Below are 20,995 nucleotides of genomic sequence, written 5' to 3'. Positions count from 1 at the left end.
CTCATCCGTGCGGGTCCGGGGAACAGCAGACCGAAAAGTGCAGTATGTGCCTATGAGTGAGCAGCCACCGCAGCAGGGCTGGGACCCCCGGGACGCGACCGCGGCCGGGCCGGGGGGCGCGTCGGCGATGCCGCCGCCACCGCCGGACCCCGCTACGGACTCCGCCCGGGGCCCGGGTCCCGGGCCGGGCGGGCGGCGGCCGGGGCGGCGGCGGACCGGCTGGCGGCGGGTGGTCCCCACCTGGCGGGTGGCGCTGGCCGGGCTGGTGATCGTGGGGGCGCTGCTGGTGGCTGCCTTCGCCGCCGGGTACGCCCTGGTCCACATCCCGTCCGCGAACGCGACGGCCGTCGCCCAGTCGAACGTCTATCTCTACGAGGACGGCAGCAGGCTCGCCGTCGACGGCGAGGTCAACCGGGAGAACGTGCCGCTGGCGCAGATCCCGCTGACGGTCCGGCACGCGGTGCTCGCCGCCGAGGACCGGGACTTCTACTCGGAGCGGGCGGTCGACCCCAAGGCGATGGTCCGGGCCGCCTGGAACACCCTGACCGGCAAGGGGAAGCAGTCCGGTTCGACCATCACCCAGCAGTACGTGAAGAACTACTACCTCGGCCAGGAGCAGACCCTGTCGCGGAAGTGGAAGGAGTTCTTCATCGCGATCAAGCTGGGCCGGGAGCAGAGCAAGGACCAGATCCTGGCGGGGTATCTGAACACCAGTTACTTCGGCCGGAACGCGTACGGCGCGCAGGCCGCGGCGCAGGCGTACTACGGGACGGACGTCTCGAAGCTGACCACCGCCCAGGGCGCCTATCTGGCATCGCTGCTGAACGCGCCGACCGCGTTCGACGTCACCACCCACCCGGAGAACCGGGGCGCGGCGCTGGCCCGCTGGGACTACACCCTCGACGGCATGGTGAAGCAGGGCTGGCTCTCCCCGGCGGAGCGGGCGGTGACGGTCTTCCCCACCCCGCTGAGCGCCCGCCCGGCGACCGGTCTCTCGGGGCAGCGGGGGTATGTGGTGCAGGCGGTGGAGGAGTATCTGACGTCCCGGGGGATCGTGGACGAGCAGACCCTCGCGGCGGGCGGCTACCGGATCACCACGACGCTCCAGCGGTCGAAGCAGGACGCCTTCGTGAAGGCGGTGGCCGAGCAGGTGACGGCCCGGCTGGAGCCGGAGCGGCGGGCCGCCGACCGCAATGTCCGGGTGGGGGGCGCGGCGATCGACCCGGCGTCGGGGCGGGTGGTGGCGCTCTACGGCGGGGTCGACTACACCCGGCAGTACGTCAACAACGCCACCCGCAGGGACTACCAGGTGGGCTCCGCGTTCAAGCCGTTCGTGCTGACGGCCGCCGTGGAGCACCGGGCCACCACCCAGGACGGCCGCCCGATCACCCCGGGCACGGTCTACGACGGCGACGACCGGCGCCCGGTCCGGGGCTGGAGCGGGGGCCGGTACGCGCCCGAGAACGAGGACGGGATCTCGTACGGCCCGATCACCGTCGCGACGGCCACGGACCGGTCGGTGAACGCGGTCTACGCGCAGTTGGCGGTGGACGTGGGCCCGGCGGCGGTGAAGCGGACCGCGATCGCCCTCGGCCTGCCGCCCGGCACCCCCGATCTGTCGGCGTCGCCGTCGATCGCGCTGGGTCCGGCGACGGCGAGCGTGCTGGACATGGCGGAGGCGTACGCGACCCTCGCCAACCACGGGCGCCGGGGCGGCTACTCGATCGTGGCGAGCGTCAGCAAGGACGGTACGGCGGTGGGCCTGCCCGAGCGGCGGGAGCGGCGGGTGGTGAGCCGGGAGGCGGCCGATACGACGACGGCGGTGCTCCAGGGCGTGGTGGAGGGCGGTACGGGTACGGCGGCCCGGACCGCGGGCCGTCCGGCGGCCGGGAAGACGGGAACCGCCGAGGAGGACAAGGCGGCCTGGTTCGCCGGCTACACGCCCCAGTTGGCGACGGTGGTCGCGGTGATGGGCCAGGACCCGGAGACGGGGGTGCAGAAGCCGCTGTACGGGGCGATGGGGCTGCCGCGGGTCAACGGGGGCGGCGCGCCCGCGCGGGTCTGGGGCCAGTTCACCGGGGACGCGCTGGCGGAGACCGAGATCACCGATTTCGAACTGGTCGTGGAGGAGGGGACGTACGACGAGGGGCCCGCGTCGCCGGGGACGGAGTCGCCGGGCGGGCCGACGGGGCCGCCGCCGAGCACCGGTCCCCCGGACGAGGTGGTGCCCCTGCCGCCGGGGATCACCCTGCCGCCGCCGGTGACGGTGCCGTCCCTGCCGGTGGAGATCCTGCCGTCGGCGCCGCCGGTGATCGGGGACGTACCGCCGGGGGTGGGCGGAGGTCCGGTGGTCCTGCCGGACGTTCCGGCGGACGGGGTGTTCCGGGACGACGATCCCGGCAGCGGGGACGCAGGTCCCGGGCCCGAACCGAGTACGCGGGCCCGCCGCCCGTACTGACACGCCAGAACCGGGGAGCCGGTGCCGAGCCGGGCCGGGAGGGCAGAGGCGGGAAAGGGGCCGAGGCGGCGGGCCCCGGGGGAGGGCACGACGCCTCGGCGGCCTCGGGGGGGGGGCGGCTCAGTGGCCGGAGGTGGCCTTCAGGCCGACGACCGCGACCAGCAGCAGGGAGACGAAGAAGATCCGGGCCGCCGTCACCGGCTCGTTGAGGGCGACCATGCCGACGATCGCGGCACCGGCCGCGCCGATACCGACCCAGACGCCGTAGGCGGTGCCGATCGGCAGGGTTTTCGTGGCCTGGGCCAGCAGGATCATGCTGGCGACGATGCCCGCGCCGGTGAAGACGCTGGGCCAGAGCTTGGTGAAGCCCTCGGTGAACTTCATTCCGATCGACCAGCCGACTTCCAGCACACCGGCGATGATCAGCAGAACCCATGCCATGACGGCACCTCCGAGACGTTCGAACTTCGTATCCGGGGTGCGTCGTCTTTGCGGAAGTCCCGGTACGGCGCGTCTCGTCGGGATGATCCCCAGCTTAGCAAAGCAGGGGCAGAGCCCCCGGTGACCTTGGTCACCGGGGGCTTTTCGGCCATCCGGGCCCGCTGTTCCGAGGCGGTGGGGCGATGTCGGCGGGCTGTCGCCACGGGCCGACCCGGGCTATCGGCGGACCGGTCCCGGGGTCCAGACCGTGCCCCGGGCCTCGTACTCCAGCATGGACTCCAGCTTGGTGGCCGTGTCGGCGCCGAGCTCCCGGCGGGTCAGCCAGAGCGCGAGTTCCAGTCCGGAGGTGACACCGCCCGCCGTGACCAGATCGCCGTCGTCCACCACCCGGGCGTCCTTGAGGATTCCGCCCTGCCGCTCCAGGTCCGCCCGGGCGCCCCGGTGGGTGGTGCAGGGGCGGCCCCGGGTGAGTCCGGCGGCGGCGCAGAGGATCACCCCGGTACAGAGGGCGGCGATCGTGAGCCCGGGGCGGGCCGCGCGGGCCAGCGCCCGGGGCAGGGTGCCCCGGGCTGTCTCGGTCGCCACCCCGGGCCTGTCGGGCCGCCGGTAGCCGCCGCCGGGGACCACGAGGATGTCGGCCTCGTCGGGTTCCCAGGGGCCGACGCCCCGGATCCGGGTGCCGTACGCGCCGGTGACGGAGCCGGAGCCGGCCACGGCCGTGTAGCGGACCTCGACGGGGCGGTCGGTGAAGTACCCGGCGGCGGCGAAGACCTCGTACGGCGCGGCGAAGTCCAACTCCTCCACACCGTCGAACATGACGACCTGGACGCGCAGAGGGCCGGTCCCGGACCGGCCCGAAGCGGCGGCCGGGGCCGTACCGACGGTGGCGCCGAGCGCTCCGGCGGCGCCCAGGGCGGTCGAGGTACGGAGGGCGTCCCGGCGGTTCATGGGCGGCATACGGATCTCCTGTCCGGCGCGGTGTCGGTCTCCTCAGGAGTCGGACCCGGCGGGCGGGGAGTTCCCTACAGGTAGAGGCCGGTGCTGTCCTCGGAGCCCTGGAAGCGGTCGGCGGCGACGGCATGCAGGTCGCGCTCCCGCATCAGGACGTACGCCACACCCCTGACCTCGACCTCGGCCCGGTCCTCGGGGTCGTAGAGCACCCGGTCACCGATCTCCACGGTCCGCACGCTCTGACCGACGGCGACCACCTCGGCCCAGGAGAGCCGGCGGCCCACCGCCGCCGTCGCGGGGATCACGATCCCACCGGTGGAACGCCGCTCGCCCTCCGGGATGTCGGTCCGCACCAGCACCCGGTCGTGCAGCATCCGGATGGGGAGCTTGTCGTGCTGGGTGCCCGGGTCCCGGGTGGTGTTGGCGCTCACGCGTGCAACCTACCCGTACTCCCGGCGGAGGGTGGCCGCCGGGGCCCCGGGAGGCAGGGGTTCACCCCCGGGTCAGCCCCGGCTCCTGCGGGACGAGACGGCGAGCAGTCCGACCACCCCGACCACCACCAGGGCGACCGGGACGACCCGGTCGAGCCGGGCGGCGCCGTCCTCGGTGACGAACCGGGCCCGGATGTCGTCCACGGTGCGCTGCACCGCGTCCAGCGCCCGGCCTCTGACCTGGTCCACCTGCGACGCGACCTTGGCCTTGGCGTCACCGACGATGGTCTTGGGGTGTACCCGTACCCCGATCTCGTCCAGCGTCTCGGCCAGCCGGTCGCGCCGCTGGACGATGTCCGCCTCGATCTGCGCTGGGGTCCTCGCGTCCGACACCGCGCCGCCTCCGTGGTTGATTCCTGGTTCGTCCGGTTCCCGTACGGATCCGGTACCTCCTCGACAGTCTGTCAGCTCTGCCGCCGTCGCACCCCACGGCACCCCCATTACGCTCGACCGCGTACACCACGCACACCTTCCGAGGAGAGCCCGAAGAGCATGAGCGACCGTCTCAAGCCCGGTGACCTTGCCCCCGACTTCACCCTGCCCGACGCGGACGGCAAGCAGGTGTCCCTCGCGGACCACCGGGGCCGCAAGGTCATCGTCTACTTCTACCCGGCCGCCCTGACGCCCGGCTGCACCAAGCAGGCGTGCGACTTCACCGACAATCTCGACGTCCTGGCCGGGGCCGGTTACGACGTGATCGGCGTATCGCCGGACAAGCCGGAGAAGCTGGCCCGCTTCCGGGAGCAGGAGCACCTGAAGGTGACCCTGGTCGGCGACCCGGAGAAGGAGGTCCTGCGGGCGTACGGCGCGTTCGGCGAGAAGAAGCTGTACGGGAAGGTCGTGACCGGCGTCATCCGGTCCACGGTCGTCGTGGACGAGGAGGGCAAGGTCGAGCGGGCCCTCTACAACGTCCGGGCCACCGGCCATGTCGCCAAGATCATCAAGGATCTGGGGATCTGACCCGGAGCCCCTGCCGGGAGCGCCCGGGGGGATCGATCACGGGCCGATATCCGGCGGGGGCGGGACCCCGCAGCCAGTAGAGTGAGCGGCGACGGGGGCCCGTACCCCAGCTGGCTAGAGGGCGCCGGTTTAGGTCCGGTGTGTCGTGGGTTCGAGTCCCACCGGGCTCATGGTCGAACGCGAGGGCGCGGCTTCCTTTTCGAAGGGTGCCGCGCCCTCGGCGTACGGCCGGCTCAGCCGGCCAGCTCGCGGACGACGGGCACCAGGGCCCGGAACGCCTTGCCCCGGTGGCTGATGGCGTTCTTCTCCTCGGACGTCAGCTCGGCACAGGTCCGGTCCATGCCGTCGGGCTGGAGGATCGGGTCGTAGCCGAAGCCGTTGGTGCCCGCGGGGACATGGCGCAGGGTGCCGGTGAGCCGCCCCTCGACGACCCGCTCCGTACCGTCGGGCAGGGCGAGGGCGGCGGCGCAGAAGAAGTGCGCGCCGCGGTGCTCCGGGGCGATGTCGGAGAGCTGGGCCAGCAGCAGATTCAGATTGGCGAGATCGTCGCCGTGGGTCCCGGCCCAGCGGGCCGAGAAGATCCCGGGCGCGCCGCCGAGGACGTCGACACAGAGCCCGGAGTCGTCGGCGACGGCGGGCAGCCCGGTCGCCTTCGCCAGGGCGTGCGCCTTGAGCAGGGCGTTCTCGGCGAAGGTCACCCCGGTCTCCTTGACGTCCGGAACCTCCGGATAGGCGTCGGTACCGACGAGGGTGTGCGGGAGGTCGGCATCGGCGAGGATGGCCCTCAGCTCGACGATCTTCCCGGCGTTGCGGGTGGCGAGAACGATACGGCTCATCCCCCGATTATCGTCCCCCGCGGGGCCGCGCCCCCTCCCCCCTCGGGAAGGAGGCGCCCTCCGGGCAGGGATAGTGCCGCCCCTATGCCTTCGGCAATGAGGCCCCAGCGCCTCGGCCCTCCCGGGCACGGCCCCACTACCCGGGTCCCACCCGGCGACCGCGCGTTGCCGGCGGCCTGCGGACCGCCCGTGGCTGGTCGCGCAGTTCCGCCCCTATGCCTTCGGCATGGGGCCCCCAGCGCCTCGGCTCTCCCCGACCCCGCCCCTGAGAAGGGTCCCGGCCATGGAGGGCCCGCCTTGGGATAAGGGCGTTCAGGAGGGCAACCCAGGGGCGCGGGGACCTGCGCGAACGGCCACAGGCGGGCCGCGGACCGCGAGCGGGAATCAGCGGCTGGGCGCTGCCCGAGAGTGGAGGCCCCCGGAGGGGCTACGGCGTGCAGACCTTGCGGATTTCCTTGCTCGCGTCCTTCAGCGGGCCGATGTCCACCGTGTTCTCGTTGTTCTCGATCGCCTGGCGAATGTTGTCGATGCCCTTGTCGAGGTCCTTGACGGCCTTCTCCAGGTCGGCGTTGTCCGTCTTGTCGTCGAGGGTCTTGAGTTCCTTCTCGATGTCCTCAAGGGACTGCCGCGCCTCGGTCGGGTTGTCGGCGGCGTTGGAGACGGCGCTCTGGAGGTTGTCGAGGCTGCGGGTGATGGTCTCGGCGGTGTCGAGGCAGTCGAGGGCGGTGTCGACGGCGTCGCACCCGGTGACGACGGGCACGGTCAGCGCGGCTGCGGCGAGCGTGACGGCGATTCGGCGGCGCGCGGTCATGGCGGTTTCCTCCCCCGGGCGCACCGGGGCCCCTCCCCGGTGTCGGAAGGCGTACGACCGGTGGCGGTACGCCCGTGCCCCCGAAGACGCCGGGCCGGGCGGTGGGGGTTGCTCGCCGTCCGGCCCGGACGGCCGGACGGCCGAAACCGCCCGTACGGGTCTGGGGCGTGTCTGACAAATAGCGCTGTCCGCCCGGAGGGCGGGGCCCGCGGCGTCCGGTGCGTGCGAATTCGCGACGGCAGTGGGAGTCCCCCCGGCGAAGCCAGGGGGCGGCTTCCCCCGTACGGGACGTACTCGGGAAACCCCGGCAACGCCGGGGGCACCTCCCGTGCCCGTAGGGCACAGGGGGAGAGTGCGCGTACCGGGCGTCGCGGGCCAGGCGGGACTTTCCGGACACGCCCTGGGGCGTGCCTGACGGATCAGGCTGGATCAGCGAGCGGGGTCTGGCGCCGTGGATCGCAGGGCGGAGGAATGAGCCACTGCGGTGGGGGTACGCCCCCTGGGCTCCGCCCGGGAGGTGCCCCCACCCGCGCCGCCAGGCGCAGGGGGCCATGGGCGACTGACGACAACGCGGCGTGGGGGTACCTCCCGGGCCGCCGGGCCCAGGGGGAGCGGCGCCAGGGCACGCGAGCCCCAGCAAGATCCACAAGACACGCCCTAGGCGTCGGCGCCGGTCTCGTCGAGTGCGGCGCGCTGGAGGGCGGCCAGGTCGGCGCAGCCCCCGGCGGCCAGGTCGAGGAGGGCGTTGAGTTCCTTGCGGTCGAAGGGCTCGGCCTCGGCGGTGCCCTGGACCTCGACGAAGCGGCCGTCGCCGGTGCAGACGACGTTCATGTCGGTGTCGGCGCGGACGTCCTCCTCGTACCGGAGGTCGAGCAGGGGGACGCCGTCGACGATGCCGACGGAGACGGCGCCGACGGTGCCGGTCAGCGGCTGCCGTCCGGCCCGGATCAGCTTGCGACCCCGGGCCCAGGTGACGGCGTCGGCGAGGGCGACGTAGGCACCGGTGATCGCGGCGGTACGGGTTCCGCCGTCGGCCTGGAGGACGTCGCAGTCGAGGACGATGGTGTTCTCGCCGAGGGCCTTGGTGTCGACGACGGCGCGCAGGGAGCGGCCGATCAGCCGGCTGATCTCATGGGTTCGGCCGCCGATCCGGCCGCGGACGGACTCCCGGTCGCCGCGGGTGTTGGTGGCGCGCGGCAGCATCGAGTACTCGGCGGTCACCCACCCTTCGCCGCTGCCCTTGCGCCAGCGGGGTACGCCTTCGGTGAAGGAGGCGGTGCAGAGGACCTTGGTGTCGCCGAAGGAGACGAGGACGGAGCCCTCGGCGTGCTTGCTCCACCCGCGTTCGATGGTGACGGGACGGAGCTGTTCGGCGGTGCGGCCGTCGATGCGAGACATGACCCGAGCCTATCGGGAGCCGGGGACTGCTCCGTCCGGCGTACGGCTCCGGTCCCGGGCGCCGCCCGGCGTACGGTCCGGCGCGCTCCGGGCGTACGGCGCGGGGCGATCCGGGCGTACGGCGTACGGCCCCGGGCACTACCGGCGTTCGGCCCCTGACCCGCCCCGGGCGTCACCGGCGTACGGGCCCGGGTACCTGTGTACGGGCATGCGTACGGGCCCGCTCCGGCACGGCGGAGTGGGCCCGGGCGTGGTGACCGCGCAGGTCACATCATGTCTTCGATCTCCGCGGCGATCGGGTCCGCGTCCGTGCCGATGACGACCTGGATCGCGGTACCCATCTTGACGACACCATGGGCACCGGCGGCCTTCAGGCCGGCCTCGTCGACCTTGTCCGGGTCGACGACCTCGGTCCGGAGACGGGTGATGCAGCCCTCGACCTCTTCGATGTTGTCGACTCCGCCGAGCGCGGCGACGATCTTCTCAGCCTTCGTGGCCATGTCTTCTCCCTGGTGTTCCCCGGCGACCTCGACGAGTCGCTCGGCGCTGCGACGGCCCGCGATCGGCCGCTCGGTCACGGTAACGCACGGTTGGCCCAACTTCACGGGCGATGTGCCGCTTCGTAACCAATGATGACGATCACGGTCCGCGCGGCCGTACGGCAACTGGTCTACACCAGTCTGCCCGACCTGCCAAACCAGGCCCGTTCGAGCCGGGAGGAGTGCCGATGGCGTCCGAGAGTGTGGCGGCCCGGAGACGGTCCCCCTGGAGCGGATTCTTCCAGGGTCTCCAGAAGATGGGACGCAGCCTCCAGCTGCCCATCGCCGTCCTGCCCGCCGCGGGCATCATCAACCGGCTCGGCCAGCCCGATGTCTTCGGCGCCGAGGGGCTGGGCTGGAACGACGTCGCCAAGGTGATGGCGGGGGCGGGCGGGGCGCTGCTCGATCCCGAGCTGGGGCTGCCGCTGCTGTTCTGTGTGGGTGTCGCCATCGGGATGGCGAAGAAGGCGGACGGCTCCACGGCGCTCGCCGCCGTCGCGGGCTTCCTGGTCTACCGGGGCGTACTGCGCCAGTTCCCGATCGACTGCGCGCCCGGGTCGAAGGCGGCGGGCGGCGGCTGCGCCCATACGGACGGCACGTTCAGCCTCTTCCTGTACCAGAATCCGGGGGTCTTCGGCGGCATCGTGATGGGCCTGCTGGCCGCGTACTTCTGGCAGCGGTTCCACCGCACCAAGCTGGTGGACTGGCTGGGCTTCTTCAACGGCCGGCGGCTGGTGCCGATCATCATGGCCTTCGTGGCGATCGCGTTCGCGGCGCTCTGCCTCTGGATCTGGCCGCCGATCGGTACCGGTCTTGAGCACTTCAGCGACTGGCTGGTGGGGCTCGGGGCCTGGGGTTCGGGCATCTTCGGCGTCGCCAACCGGGCGCTGCTGGTGATCGGGCTGCACCAGTTCCTCAATGTGCCGATCTGGTTCCAGCTCGGGAGCTACACCAAGCCCGACGGTACGACGGTGCACGGCGATATCTCGATGTTCCTGGCGGGCGACCCGAACGCGGGCCAGTTCACCAGCGGCTTCTTCCCGATCATGATGTTCGCGCTGCCCGCGGCGGCGCTGGCGATCACCCATACCGCGTTCCCGCACCGCCGCAAGGAGGTCGGCGGGCTGATGCTCTCGGTGGCACTGACATCGCTGGTCACCGGGATCACCGAGCCGATCGAGTACTCGTTCCTCTTCGTGGCGCCGGTGCTGTACGCGATCCACGCCGTACTGACGGGTGTCTCGATGGCGGTGACCTGGGCGCTCGGCGTCCATGACGGCTTCAGCTTCTCGGCCGGGCTGATCGACTATGTGATCAACTGGAGTCTGGCGACCAAACCGTGGCTGATCATCCCGATCGGGCTCTGTTTCGCGGTGGTGTACTACGTGATCTTCCGGTTCGCCATCACGTTCTTCAAGCTGCCGACCCCGGGGCGGGAACCGGGGGACGTGGGCGAGCAGCAGGAGAAGGACAACATCAAATAGCCCGCGGCGAACGGCGCGCACCCCGTTCGCCCGGCCCCGGCCCCCGCCCCTCCGGCGGGGGCCGGGGCTTTTCCGGGTTCGGGCCGCCCTCGGGTCCGAATGCGGCCGGACCCCTCCCGACCTCGGGCCCAACCCCCAAGGCTGCCCGAATTGTTACCTATGTTCCACGCCACAATATTTGAAGGTTCCTTATCTATCCCCGACCCGCACACCCGTGCTACAACAGGTCTAAACCACTCAGTGGTGTAGACCAGAGGCACGCTCCTGGTCGGTCCCACTGGGACGGGTTTTCTGTCGTACCCCCGATTCCCCTCAAGGCGTCGTCGTCCCCCCTGCCATGCCGCCGGGCGCCGCCTTGCCCACTGGAGGATGCACATGTCCACGGCGAGTGACGCCCCCGCGGCGCAGAAGAAGAAGGGCGCGGGCGCGATGGCTGTCATGCAGCGCATCGGCCGCAGCCTGATGCTGCCGGTCGCGGTGCTGCCCGCAGCCGCGCTCCTGGTCCGCTTCGGCCAGCCCGACATGCTGGGACGCGAGTCGTTCCCGGAGCTGATACAGAAGATCGCCGGTTATATGTCGGCGGGCGGCAACGCCCTCCTCGACAACATGCCGCTGCTCTTCGCCGTCGGCATCGCGATCGGCTTCGCCAAGAAGTCCGACGGCTCGACCGCCCTCGCGGCCGTCACGGGCTATCTCGTCTTCAAGAACGTCCTGGCCCAGTTCACCGACAAGAACCTGCCCGAGGTCGCCAAGGTCGTCGACGGCAAGATCGTCATGACCGAAGCGCCGGTGGACGCCAAGGTCCTCGGCGGTGTGGTGATGGGCCTGGTGGTCGCCCTGCTCTACCAGCGGTTCTACCGGACCAAGCTGCCCGACTGGGCGGGCTTCTTCGGCGGCCGCCGACTGGTGCCGATCCTCTCCGCCTTCGCGGGTCTGATCATCGCGATCGTCTTCGGTCTGATCTGGCCGGTCCTCGGTACCGTGCTGCACAACTTCGGTGAGTGGCTGGTCGGCTCCGGCGCCGTGGGCGCGGGCATCTTCGGTGTCGCCAACCGGTCGCTGATCCCGATCGGCATGCACCACCTGCTGAACTCGTTCCCGTGGCTCCAGGCCGGTGAGTACGACGGCAAGAGCGGCGACATCGCGCGCTTCCTGGCGGGCGACCCCGAGGCGGGTCAGTTCATGACCGGCTTCTTCCCGATCATGATGTTCGCCCTCCCGGCGGCCTGTCTGGCGATCGTCCACTGCGCCCGCCCGGAGCGGCGCAAGGTGGTCGGCGGCATGATGTTCTCCCTCGCGCTGACCTCGTTCGTCACGGGTGTCACCGAGCCCATCGAGTTCACCTTCATGTTCATCGCCCCGGTGCTCTACGCGGTCCACGCGGTCCTCACCGGTGTCTCGATGGCCCTGACCTGGGCACTCGGCATGCGGGACGGATTCGGCTTCTCGGCCGGCGCGATCGACTACGTACTGAACTTCGGCATCGCGTCCAACCCCATCGGTCTGGCGCTGGTCGGAGTCGCCTTCGGCGCGCTCTACTACGTGGTCTTCCGGTTCGCGATCACCAAGTTCAACCTGCCGACGCCGGGCCGCGAGTCCGACGACGAGCTGGCGGAGCTGGAGAAGGCGGAGGCCGGGTCGAAGTAAGCCGCCGACCCCCGATCGACAGTACGGCCCCGGGCACTCGCCCGGGGCCGTACCGTTTTCCCGGGACCGGCCCGGGACCGTGAGAACCACCTCGTCCGGCGGGCCCGGCGGCTCCGCTCAGACCTCGTACACGGCCCCGGCCGCCGCCAGCTCGGCCGGACCGGGGAACATCTCCCGGGCGTCGGCCAGATTCCGCCCGGCGTCGGTCCACGGCGGGATGTGCGTCAGCAGCAGCCGTCCCACCCCGGCCCGTTGCGCCAGCTCACCGGCCTCCCGCCCGTTGAGATGGAGGCCCGGGATGTCCTCCTTGCCGTGGGTGAAGGACGCCTCGCAGAGAAAGAGGTCCGCGTCCGCCGCCAGTTCGTACAGCGGCTCGCAGACCCCGGTGTCACCGGAGTACGCCAGGGTCCGGCCGCCGTACTCCAGCCGGATCCCGTACGCCTCGACGGGATGCGCCACCCGCTCGACGCGGACGGCGAAGGGCCCGATGTCGAAGCTGCCGGACTTCAGGGTGTGGAAGTCGAAGACCTCGGCCATCGCGGAGGGCGTGGGCGTGTCCGCGTACGCGGTGATCAGCCGCTGCTCGGTGCCCTCGGGGCCGTAGACCGGGATCGCCGGGCAGCGCCCGCCGTCGTGCCGGTAGTAGCGGGCGACGAAATACCCGCACATATCGATGCAGTGGTCGGCGTGGAGATGACTGAGGAAGACCGCGTCGAGGTCGTACAGACCGATATGGCGCTGGAGCTCGCCGAGGGCGCCGTTGCCCATGTCGAGCAGCAGCCGGAAGCCGTCGGCCTCGACGAGGTAGCTCGAACAGGCCGATTCCGCGGACGGGAACGACCCCGAGCAGCCGACGACGGTGAGCTTCATGGAGCTGGGACCTCCGTTGACGGGGAGGGTGACGGGTGCTGGCCGGGCGCCCCCGTGCCCGAAGGCGCGGGGGTGAGGTCCGGGTCGTGCGGTCCGTCGAGCGTAAAGCGCAAAAGAGGTGGCCGCTCCTCCTGCGCCGGGCGTTGTGGGGGAACTCACCTGGGCTGTCACCGATTCGGACGGCACAAGGGCGCGCGTACGGGGCACGGGGCGCGTTTCGTAGCGGTGCGGGGCGCGTACGGCGGGGCCGCGCCGGGTACCAGGGCGCACGCCCCGGGCCGCCCGGGCTGCCCCGCCGGGTGCGGGGTCCCGGCGGCGTCGGTACGGTCGGTGCTGTGAACGAGTCGTGGTGGCCGTATCTGGCCGGTGGGGTGATTCTGCTCGCCCTGATCGTGGCGGTGGCCGATGCCAGGGGCCGGACCGGCCGCAAGGGCGCGCCGGGCCGCCCGGGCTCCCGGCGTCCGCCGGAGCGCCGCCCGCCGGGCCGGGCTCCGGTGCTGCGGGGCCGCCGCCTCCGCCCGGGCGACATCTGGTGGGCCGATGTGCCCTACGAGGACGGCCCGGGTTCGAAGGACCGCCCCTGCCTGGTCCTCCGGGTCGGCTCCGCCACGGCCCGCGTCGCCAAGATCACCAGCCGCCCCGATCCCCGGCCCGGGGTGATCCCCCTGCCTCCGGGCACGGTCGGCGACGCCCGGGGCCGCGCCAGCTATCTGGAGACGGACGAACTCCGCGACGTCCGCGTCTCCGCCTTCCGGCGGAAGGCGGGCACGCTCCCGCCGGAGCTGTGGGACCGGGTCCGGCACCTCACCGGATGAACCCGGGGAGCCGGCGGACGGTCCGCCGCCGTTCCACCGCGAACCACGCCGCCCGTCGCCGCCTACCTCGGACACCCTCCGGTGCCGAACCCCCGCGACACCGGTGCCCCCGGCGATTTCCGGATGTCGGACACCGGACACCGGGCGGGCGGACGGCGGGCGGTCCCGGGCGTCAGGCCCAGAGCTGGCCCTGGAGCGTCTCGATCGCCGCCTCCGTCGTCGGGGCCGTGTAGACGCCGGTGGAGAGGTACTTCCAGCCGCCGTCGGCGACCACGAAGACGATGTCGGCGCTCCGGCCCGCCTTGACGGCCTTCGTACCGACGCCGATCGCGGCGTGCAGCGCCGCGCCCGTGGAGATGCCCGCGAAGATGCCCTCCTGCTGGAGCAGGTCGCGGGTGCGGCGGACCGCGTCGGCCGAGCCGACGGAGAAGCGGGTGGTGAGGACGGAGGCGTCGTACAACTCGGGGACGAAGCCCTCGTCCAGGTTGCGCAGCCCGTAGACCAGGTCGTCGTAGCGGGGCTCGGCGGCCACGATCGAGACGCCCGGGACGTGTTCGCGCAGATAGCGGCCGACGCCCATCAGGGTGCCGGTGGTGCCCAGGCCCGCCACGAAGTGGGTGACGGACGGCAGGTCGGCCAGGATCTCCGGGCCGGTGGTGGCGTAGTGCGCGGCCGGGTTGGCGGCATTGCCGTACTGGTAGAGCATCACCCAGTCCGGGTGCCGCTCCGCCAGCTCCTTCGCCACGCGGACGGCGGTGTTGGAACCGCCGGCCGCCGGTGACGAGATGATCTCGGCTCCCCACATCGCGAGCAGTTCACGACGCTCCTGGCTGGTGTTCTCCGGCATGACGCAGACGATGCGGTAGCCCTTGAGGCGGGCCGCCATCGCCAGGGAGATGCCGGTATTGCCCGAGGTGGGTTCCAGGATCGTGCAGCCGGGGGTGAGCCGGCCGTCCTTCTCCGCCTGCTCGATCATGTGGAGCGCCGGGCGGTCCTTGATCGAGCCGGTGGGGTTGCGGTCCTCCAGTTTCGCCCAGATCCGGACGTCGTCGGAGGGGGACAGCCGGGCCAGCCGGACCAGCGGCGTATTGCCGACGGCCGCGAGCGGGGAGTCGTAACGCATCGTGGGTCAGCGCATTCCGCCGGCGACCGCCGGGAGGATGGTGACGCTGTCGCCGTCGGAGACCTTGGTGGCGATGCCGTCGATGAACCGGACGTCCTCGTCGTTGAGGTAGACGTTGACGAAGCGGCGCAGCTGGTCGCCGTTCTCCTTGTCCACGAGCCGGGCCTCGATGCCCGTGTGCCGGGTCTCCAGGTCGGCGAAGAGCTCGGCGACCGTCGCGCCGTCGGCCTGGACGGCCTTCTCGCCGCCGGTGTACGTACGGAGGATGGTCGGGATGCGGACCTCGATGGCCATGGGGTGGACTCCAGTCGACAGTCGAAGAGGCGGGGGCGCGGCTCGGCCCCCGCGCCGAGGGCGGTGGATCGGGTGATCCGGACGGGATCGTCCGGCGGTGCTCGGAACGCGGAACGGGCTCAGGGCACGGATCAGGACACGCTCAGGTACACATCGCGCTGGCGAGACGGCACAGGTCGACATGGAGCCGCGCGACGAGCAGTACGGCACCGCTCCGCGTCTTGTCGCTCATGTCGTGGAGAACCATGCGGTCATCGTAACGATTCCCGGTCCAGGGTTCGGAATAGCATCTCGTATGCCGGACGGAGAGTGCTCACCTGTCGGACGAACGGCTTCCTCCGGCCATCGGACGGCCTCTCGGAGGCACCGTGAACGGCCCTGCGGAAGCGCTGCGGACGGCCGCCGGACAGATGTCCGGCGACCGTCGCGCGGGTGCTACGGAAGCCCCGGCGGGAGGTAGGTGATGGTCGGCGCACCCGTCCTCGGGTGGACCGTCACCTCGGCCGTGACCTTGTACACCTCGGCCAGCAGTTCGGCCGTGAGGACCTCGGCGGGCGGCCCGGCGGCGACGATCCGGCCGTCGTGCAGGACATGGATCCGGTCACAGTAGTACGCGGCCAGATTGAGATCGTGCAGGGCGAGCAGGTTGGTGGTGCCCAACTCCCGGACCAGGCCCAGGATCTCCAGCTGGTACCGGATGTCGAGATGGTTCGTCGGCTCGTCGAGGACGAGCAGCGCCGGGTCCTGGAGCAGGGCGCGGGCGACCAGGGCGCGCTGCCGCTCGCCGCCGGAGAGGGACGGGAAGGACCGCCCGGCCAGTTCGGTGATGCCGAGCCGGTCCATGGCCTCGTCCGCCGCCCGGCCGTCGGCGGCGCTGTCGGGCTCCCAGAAGCGCTTGTGCGGGACCCGGCCCATCAGCACGATCTCGCGGACGGTGAGTTCGAACTCGGGCCGGTTCTCCTGGGGTACGGTCGCGACCCGCCGGGCCCGGTCCTTGGGGCCCATGGCGAGCAGGTCGGCGCCCTCGACGGTGATGGTTCCGGCGCCGGGGCGCAGGGTGCCGTAGACACAGCGCAGCAGGGTCGTCTTGCCGCTGCCGTTGGGGCCGACGAGGCCGGTGGTCTCGCCGGGGCGGAGGTCGAGGTCGGCGCCGTCGAGGAGGGTTCGGCCCTCGGGGGTGGTGTACGAGAGACCGCGGACCCGCAGTTCGGCGGCGGCGCGCGGCTCCGCCCCCTTCTCGATCGTGGCCGGGCTCTCGGTCGTGGTCGCCGTCAGGACCTCGGGCGGGTTCACGTCCGGCCTCCTTCCGCGCCGTCGACCGGGCGGCGGCGCATCAGCCACAGGAACAGCGGGCCGCCGATCAGCGCCGTCAGCACCCCGACCGGGATGTCCTGCGGCGCGGCTACGGTACGGGCCCCGAGGTCGGCGACGACCAGCGCGACCGCGCCGATCAGCGCGGCCACCGGCAGCAGGGCCCGGTGCGCGGCGCCGACCAGCAGCCGGGCCGCGTGCGGGACCATCAGACCGATGAAGCCGACCGCGCCGCTGGCCGCGACGAGGACCGAGGTGACCAGGGAGACCAGGACGAAGACGGCGGCCCGGAACCGGGCGACGTCCAGGCCGAGTACGGTCGCGCCCTCCTCCCCCACCAGCAGCAGGTCCAGCGGGCGGGCCAGGGCCAGCAGCAGCGGCAGCAGCAGGCCGACCACGGCGGCGGGCAGCCAGACCGTGTCCCAGCGGGCGCTGCCGAGCCCGCCGAGCGACCAGTACAGCGCCTCGCGGAAGTGCTCGGGGCGGGACGAGGCGACCAGGACGAGGGTGGTCAGCGCCGTAAAGACATAGCTGATGGTGACCCCGGCGAGGACCAGCCGGGTCCCGGTCATCGAGCCGCCGTGCCGGGCCAGTCCGTAGACCAGGACGAGGGCCGCGAAGGCACCGAGGAAGGCACCGGCGGGCAGGGCGACGGCGGTGGTCGCGCCGATGCCGAGGACCAGGACGACGACCGCCCCGGTGGACGCCCCGGAGGAGATCCCGAGCAGGAAGGGGTCGGCGAGCCGGTTGCGGACCAGGGCCTGGAGGACCGCGCCGACGACGCCGAGCCCGGCGCCGACGACGATGCCGAGCAGCACCCGCGGCAGCCGGACGTCCAGCACGATCGTGCGGAACGGGCCGGGCTCGGCGCCCGGCAGCAGCGCCGCGACGACCTCACCGGTCGGGATGCGTACGGAACCGAGGCCGAGGGCCGCGAGGACGGCGGCGGCCAGGGCCGCCAGCAGCCCGGCCGTGACGGCCCCGAACCGCAGCCGGGAGGGCGTGCCGGGGGTGCCCGGCGCGGTCCGTGCGGCGGCGGTCCCGGCGGGGGCTCCGGCGACCGCCGCGGCGCCCGTACGGAACGCCATCCGGCGCCCCGGCTCGTCACCGGCCTCCTCGGTACCCCCGGGCCTCCCGGCGTCCTTCGCAACGGCCCCGCCGGGCCCGGGACCGGTGCCGGGCCCGGGGCCCGGCACCGCCCGCCGGCCGTCCGTCGGGGTCGTCATCGGGTGAGCTGGGGGGCCAGCTTGGCGATCGCGTCCGGGGCGCGGACGCCCACGACCGCGTCCGAGAGCGGCAGTACGGCGAACTTCTTGTTCCTGATCGCCGGGACGTCCTTCAGCGCCGGGTCCTCCAGCAGCCGCCGCTTCTTCTGTTCGAGGCTGGTGGCGCCGTAGTCGTAGATCACGATCACCTCGGGCTTACGGGCCACGACCTGCTCCCAGGTCGCGTCGCCGAAGCTCTTGGGGATGTCGGCGAAGACGTTCCGGCCGCCCGCGCGGGCGATCAGCTCATTGCCGATGCCCTTGCCGCCGACGGTGAACGCGGTCTTGTCGCCGCTGTCGTAGACGAACACGGGCACCGGCTCGGAACTGCTCTTCTTCAGTCCCGCCTCGGTCTTCGCGACCGTCGCCCGGGAGGCGGCGATCCACTTCTCGGCCCGGTCGCGGACGCCGAAGGTCCGGCCGATCTCCTCGATCTCCCGGTAGACGTCGTCGAGGCTGGTCCGCTTCTCGGTGCAGTACTCCAGGTTGAGCCGGGAGTCGATACCGGACTTCTTCAGCTCGTCGCGGGTCCGGCCGTCCTTGGCCTCGAAGGCGCTGGCGTAGCCGCCGTAGACGAAGTCCGGGTCGGCGGCGAGGAGCTTCTCCTTGGAGGGGTACTCCTTCGCCAGTACCGGCACCGACTTGTACGCCGCCGCGTAGCGGGGCAGTACCTGGTCGTCCAGATAGGCGGTACCGACCAGGGACTTCTCCAGGCCCAGCTCCAGCATGATCTCGGTGACGTGCTGGTTCATGGTGACGGCCCGCTTCGGGGGCGCCTTGTAGGTGGTCTTCACACCGCAGTTGTCGACGGTGTAGGGGAATCCGGCGGCCGCGGCCCCCGGCTTGTCCGAGCCGGAACCGGAACCGGAGTCCGAACCGCCGCAGGCGGTCAGGACGATCGGGAGCAGTGCGGCGGCCGTACCGGCTATGAGGGTACGGCGACGGGCGGGACGGCGCCCCGACGCGGGTCGGGACATGTTTCGGGACATGCTGGCGGCCTCCTCCGGGGATTTCCGCGTCCCCTGGGTGGTGGAAGAGGGCGATGGGTCAGTTCCTGGCTGACAGCCGTGGCCAGGCACCCGAGGGCACGTGTCAACGACCGGTAAACAGTGGCGGGACCGCGCCGGATTCGCACCGGCTTCCTGGGTCCCACCGCCCCGTATGGAATTGAAGCTGCCGGGTCAGTATGCCCCGACGACCCGGACCTCTTCTTCCGTGATCTCTCCGTCGACGATCCGGAAGGACCGGAACTGGAACGGTCCGGCCGCGTCGGTGTCCGCCGTGGAGACCAGGACGTAGTGCGCGCCGGGCTCGTTGGCGTAGGTGATGTCGGTCCGGGAGGGGTACGCCTCGGTCGCGGTGTGCGAGTGGTAGACGATCACCGGCTCCTCGTCGTTGTCGTCCATCTCGCGGTAGAGCTTCAGCAGATCACCGGAGTCGAACTCGTAGAACGTGGGCGAGCGGGCCGCGTTGAGCATCGGGATGAATCGTTCCGGCCGGTCGCTGCCCTCGGGGCCCGCGACCACGCCGCACGCCTCGTCGGGGTGGTCGGCCCTGGCATGCGCGACGATCCGGTCGTAGAGGTCCTGGGTCAGGGTCAGCATGCGGATCAGGATAAGCGGGGGTCGTCCGGACGGCGGAAGGGCCGGTCCGTACCGTGCCGGGGTACGGACCGGCCCGTCTCGCGATTCGGACAGCCGGGCGGGGAGGCAGGCAGTTCCCCGCCCGCTGCCGTTCGGGGGCCCTGCCCTCGGAGGGCCGGGCGGCCGGTGACCGGTGCGGTCGGGCGGCCGGTGGAGCGGCGCGGTCGGCTCGGATGACCGGCGCTCGCGGTCAGCGCTTGGCGAAGGCCGCGCCCTCCGGGTTCTTGGACCGCAGGACGAGATACGAGACCAGCAGGACCAGGGCCCAGACCGGGGCCACGTACAACGAGATCCGGGCGTCCTTGTCGATCCCCATCAGCACGATCACCAGCCCGATGAAGGCCAGGGCGAACCAGCTGGTCCACGGGGCGCCGGGGGCCTTGAAGGAGGACTCGGCGACCTCGCCGCGGGCGACCTTGGCCCGGTAGCGGATATGGCTGACCAGGATCATGATCCAGGCCCACATACCGGAGATGGTGGCGAAGGAGACGATCTTGTGGAAGGCGTCGCCGGGCCACTGGTAGTTGATCCAGACGCCGATCAGCATCAGCCCGGCGGAGAAGGTGGTGCCGATCAGCGGGGTGCCGTGCTTGGTCAGCCGGGTGAAGACCTTGGGCCCCTGGCTGTTGAGCGCCAGGTCGCGGAGCATCCGGCCGGTGGAGTACATCCCGGAGTTGCAGGACGACAGGGCCGCGGTGAGCACCACGAAGTTGACGATGCCCGCACCGATCTGGAGGCCCATCTGGTCGAACGCGGCCACGAACGGCGAGACGCCCGGCTTGAAGTTGGTCCAGGAGACCACCGAGAGGATCATGATCAGGGCGCCGACGTAGAAGACGGCGATCCGCCACGGCACGGTGTTGATGGCCTTGGGGAGGTTCTTCTCCGGGTCCTTCGACTCTCCGGCGGTGACGCCGACCAGCTCGACCGCGAGGAAGGCGAACATCACGATCTGGAGGGTCATCAGCGTGCCGCCGAGGCCCTTGGGGAAGAAGCCGCCGTCGCTCCAGAGCAGGGAGAAGGAGGCGGTGTCACCGGCGTCGCTGAAGCCGAGGGTGATGATCCCGGCGCAGATCAGGATCATGCCGATGATGGCGGTCACCTTGATCATCGAGAACCAGAACTCCAGCTCGCCGAAGATCTTCACCGAGATCAGATTGGCGAGATAGAGCACGATCGTGAAGCCGAGCGCCGAGACCCACTGCGGGATGTCGAACCAGTACGTCATGTACTCGGCCGCCGCGGTGACCTCGGTCATCCCGGTGACGACCCAGAACAGCCAGTACGTCCAGCCGGTGGCGAAGCCCGCGAAGGGGCCCACGAACTCGCGCGCGTACTCCGAGAACGAACCCGATACCGGGCGGTACATCAGCAGTTCGCCGAGGGCCCGCATGATGAAGAAGATGACCACGCCCGCGATGGCGTAGGCGAGGATGAGGCTCGGCCCGGCCTTGGAGATGCCCTTGCCCGCCCCGAGGAAGAGACCGGTCCCGATGGCTCCGCCGATGGCGATCATCTGGATCTGCCGGGCCCCGAGTGCCCGGTGGTAGCCCTGGTCCTCGGCGGTGGCCGCCGGGGCTCCGGCCGGTCCGCCCGGCCCGTCCTTGCTGTCGTCGACCTGCACCGAGGTCATAAGCTGCTGCGCCCTTCTCTCCATG

The 20,995-nt window shown here is 71.6% G+C and carries 22 protein-coding genes, 1 tRNA gene and 2 riboswitches; of the genes, 6 read left to right on the top strand and 17 right to left on the bottom strand.

The features are described 5' to 3' along the window. Positions 1 to 52: 52 nt before the first annotated feature. On the top strand, positions 53 to 2,458 hold the full coding sequence (locus ABZ714_RS06945) for a transglycosylase domain-containing protein (protein ID WP_358824092.1): 2,406 nt from the start codon (positions 53 to 55) through the stop codon (positions 2,456 to 2,458). A gap of 120 nt (positions 2,459 to 2,578) precedes the next feature. Here ABZ714_RS06945 and ABZ714_RS06940 read toward each other — a convergent pair whose 3' ends face one another. The 4 genes from ABZ714_RS06940 to ABZ714_RS06925 form a co-directional block, all read right to left on the bottom strand. Then, positions 2,579 to 2,899 (bottom strand): multidrug efflux SMR transporter, encoded by a 321-nt coding sequence (locus ABZ714_RS06940; protein ID WP_358824091.1) that lies wholly within the window; start codon positions 2,897 to 2,899, stop codon positions 2,579 to 2,581. Between the two features lie 36 nt (positions 2,900 to 2,935). After that, positions 2,936 to 3,012, bottom strand: a riboswitch (guanidine-III (ykkC-III) riboswitch). Positions 3,013 to 3,115: 103 nt separating this feature from the next. Beyond that, on the bottom strand, positions 3,116 to 3,847 hold the full coding sequence (locus tag ABZ714_RS06935) for a DJ-1/PfpI family protein (protein WP_358824154.1): 732 nt from the start codon (positions 3,845 to 3,847) through the stop codon (positions 3,116 to 3,118). A gap of 74 nt (positions 3,848 to 3,921) precedes the next feature. Beyond that, entirely contained in the window at positions 3,922 to 4,224 is a 303-nt protein-coding gene (locus ABZ714_RS06930) for a co-chaperone GroES (RefSeq protein ID WP_358824153.1), read from the bottom strand. A gap of 129 nt (positions 4,225 to 4,353) precedes the next feature. Beyond that, positions 4,354 to 4,674 carry a DUF3618 domain-containing protein gene (locus ABZ714_RS06925; RefSeq protein WP_358824090.1) on the bottom strand — a complete coding sequence of 107 codons (321 nt, stop codon included), beginning with the start codon at positions 4,672 to 4,674 and terminating at the stop codon, positions 4,354 to 4,356. A gap of 159 nt (positions 4,675 to 4,833) precedes the next feature. Here ABZ714_RS06925 and bcp point away from each other — a divergent pair, with 159 nt between their 5' ends. Further along, positions 4,834 to 5,301, top strand: coding sequence for a thioredoxin-dependent thiol peroxidase (gene bcp / locus ABZ714_RS06920; RefSeq protein WP_358824089.1), 468 nt, complete (start codon positions 4,834 to 4,836; stop codon positions 5,299 to 5,301). Positions 5,302 to 5,396: 95 nt separating this feature from the next. Beyond that, positions 5,397 to 5,471 (top strand) — tRNA-Leu (locus tag ABZ714_RS06915). 63 nt (positions 5,472 to 5,534) lie between these two features. Here ABZ714_RS06915 and rdgB read toward each other — a convergent pair. The 4 genes from rdgB to ABZ714_RS06895 all read right to left on the bottom strand — a co-directional run bounded on the left by rdgB (position 5,535) and on the right by ABZ714_RS06895 (position 8,924). Beyond that, complete coding sequence (rdgB, locus tag ABZ714_RS06910; protein ID WP_358824088.1) at positions 5,535 to 6,137, bottom strand: RdgB/HAM1 family non-canonical purine NTP pyrophosphatase; 603 nt, start codon at positions 6,135 to 6,137, stop codon at positions 5,535 to 5,537. A 427-nt stretch (positions 6,138 to 6,564) separates the two neighbouring features. Then, a complete protein-coding gene (locus ABZ714_RS06905) occupies positions 6,565 to 6,948 on the bottom strand; it encodes a hypothetical protein (protein WP_358824087.1) in 384 nt (127 codons plus the stop codon). A gap of 657 nt (positions 6,949 to 7,605) precedes the next feature. Next, positions 7,606 to 8,346 (bottom strand): ribonuclease PH, encoded by a 741-nt coding sequence (gene rph / locus ABZ714_RS06900; RefSeq protein WP_358824086.1) that lies wholly within the window; start codon positions 8,344 to 8,346, stop codon positions 7,606 to 7,608. A gap of 266 nt (positions 8,347 to 8,612) precedes the next feature. Beyond that, complete coding sequence (locus ABZ714_RS06895; RefSeq protein ID WP_358824085.1) at positions 8,613 to 8,924, bottom strand: PTS glucose/sucrose transporter subunit IIB; 312 nt, start codon at positions 8,922 to 8,924, stop codon at positions 8,613 to 8,615. 149 nt (positions 8,925 to 9,073) lie between these two features. Between ABZ714_RS06895 and ABZ714_RS06890 the strand changes: the two genes are divergently transcribed. Then, the gene (locus tag ABZ714_RS06890; protein ID WP_358824084.1) at positions 9,074 to 10,369 is read left to right on the top strand and encodes a PTS transporter subunit EIIC; all 1,296 of its coding nucleotides are present in this window, start codon (positions 9,074 to 9,076) and stop codon (positions 10,367 to 10,369) included. Between the two features lie 375 nt (positions 10,370 to 10,744). Beyond that, positions 10,745 to 12,016 carry a PTS transporter subunit EIIC gene (locus tag ABZ714_RS06885; RefSeq protein WP_358824083.1) on the top strand — a complete coding sequence of 424 codons (1,272 nt, stop codon included), beginning with the start codon at positions 10,745 to 10,747 and terminating at the stop codon, positions 12,014 to 12,016. A 117-nt stretch (positions 12,017 to 12,133) separates the two neighbouring features. Here ABZ714_RS06885 and ABZ714_RS06880 read toward each other — a convergent pair whose 3' ends face one another. Further along, a complete protein-coding gene (locus ABZ714_RS06880) occupies positions 12,134 to 12,886 on the bottom strand; it encodes an MBL fold metallo-hydrolase (RefSeq protein ID WP_358824082.1) in 753 nt (250 codons plus the stop codon). Between the two features lie 335 nt (positions 12,887 to 13,221). Here ABZ714_RS06880 and ABZ714_RS06875 point away from each other — a divergent pair, with 335 nt between their 5' ends. Next, complete coding sequence (locus ABZ714_RS06875) at positions 13,222 to 13,701, top strand: type II toxin-antitoxin system PemK/MazF family toxin (RefSeq protein ID WP_358824081.1); 480 nt, start codon at positions 13,222 to 13,224, stop codon at positions 13,699 to 13,701. Positions 13,702 to 13,873: 172 nt separating this feature from the next. Here ABZ714_RS06875 and ABZ714_RS06870 read toward each other — a convergent pair whose 3' ends face one another. The 8 genes from ABZ714_RS06870 to ABZ714_RS06835 all read right to left on the bottom strand — a co-directional run bounded on the left by ABZ714_RS06870 (position 13,874) and on the right by ABZ714_RS06835 (position 20,970). Further along, positions 13,874 to 14,824 (bottom strand): cysteine synthase, encoded by a 951-nt coding sequence (locus tag ABZ714_RS06870; RefSeq protein WP_358824080.1) that lies wholly within the window; start codon positions 14,822 to 14,824, stop codon positions 13,874 to 13,876. A 6-nt stretch (positions 14,825 to 14,830) separates the two neighbouring features. After that, positions 14,831 to 15,118, bottom strand: coding sequence for a MoaD/ThiS family protein (locus ABZ714_RS06865; protein ID WP_358824079.1), 288 nt, complete (start codon positions 15,116 to 15,118; stop codon positions 14,831 to 14,833). 142 nt (positions 15,119 to 15,260) lie between these two features. Further along, positions 15,261 to 15,365, bottom strand: coding sequence for a putative leader peptide (locus ABZ714_RS06860; protein ID WP_358824078.1), 105 nt, complete (start codon positions 15,363 to 15,365; stop codon positions 15,261 to 15,263). A gap of 188 nt (positions 15,366 to 15,553) precedes the next feature. Then, the gene (locus tag ABZ714_RS06855) at positions 15,554 to 16,324 is read right to left on the bottom strand and encodes an ABC transporter ATP-binding protein (RefSeq protein WP_358824152.1); all 771 of its coding nucleotides are present in this window, start codon (positions 16,322 to 16,324) and stop codon (positions 15,554 to 15,556) included. 83 nt (positions 16,325 to 16,407) lie between these two features. Continuing rightward, positions 16,408 to 17,655 (bottom strand): iron ABC transporter permease, encoded by a 1,248-nt coding sequence (locus tag ABZ714_RS06850; RefSeq protein ID WP_358824077.1) that lies wholly within the window; start codon positions 17,653 to 17,655, stop codon positions 16,408 to 16,410. Beyond that, on the bottom strand, positions 17,652 to 18,671 hold the full coding sequence (locus ABZ714_RS06845) for an ABC transporter substrate-binding protein (protein WP_358824151.1): 1,020 nt from the start codon (positions 18,669 to 18,671) through the stop codon (positions 17,652 to 17,654). The genes ABZ714_RS06850 and ABZ714_RS06845 overlap by 4 nt, the downstream gene beginning before the upstream one ends. Positions 18,672 to 18,721: 50 nt before the next feature. Then, positions 18,722 to 18,870: riboswitch (cobalamin riboswitch) on the bottom strand. A 5-nt stretch (positions 18,871 to 18,875) separates the two neighbouring features. Then, positions 18,876 to 19,298, bottom strand: coding sequence for a M67 family metallopeptidase (locus ABZ714_RS06840; protein ID WP_358824076.1), 423 nt, complete (start codon positions 19,296 to 19,298; stop codon positions 18,876 to 18,878). A 229-nt stretch (positions 19,299 to 19,527) separates the two neighbouring features. Then, positions 19,528 to 20,970: an amino acid permease gene (locus ABZ714_RS06835; protein ID WP_358824075.1), complete on the bottom strand. Its 1,443-nt coding sequence runs from the start codon at positions 20,968 to 20,970 to the stop codon at positions 19,528 to 19,530. Between the last annotated feature and the right edge of the window lie 25 nt (positions 20,971 to 20,995).

Source organism: Streptomyces sp. NPDC006798 (assembly GCF_040635975.1).
GTDB lineage: Bacteria > Actinomycetota > Actinomycetes > Streptomycetales > Streptomycetaceae > Streptomyces.
This window is presented reverse-complemented; position numbering and strand designations above follow the sequence as displayed.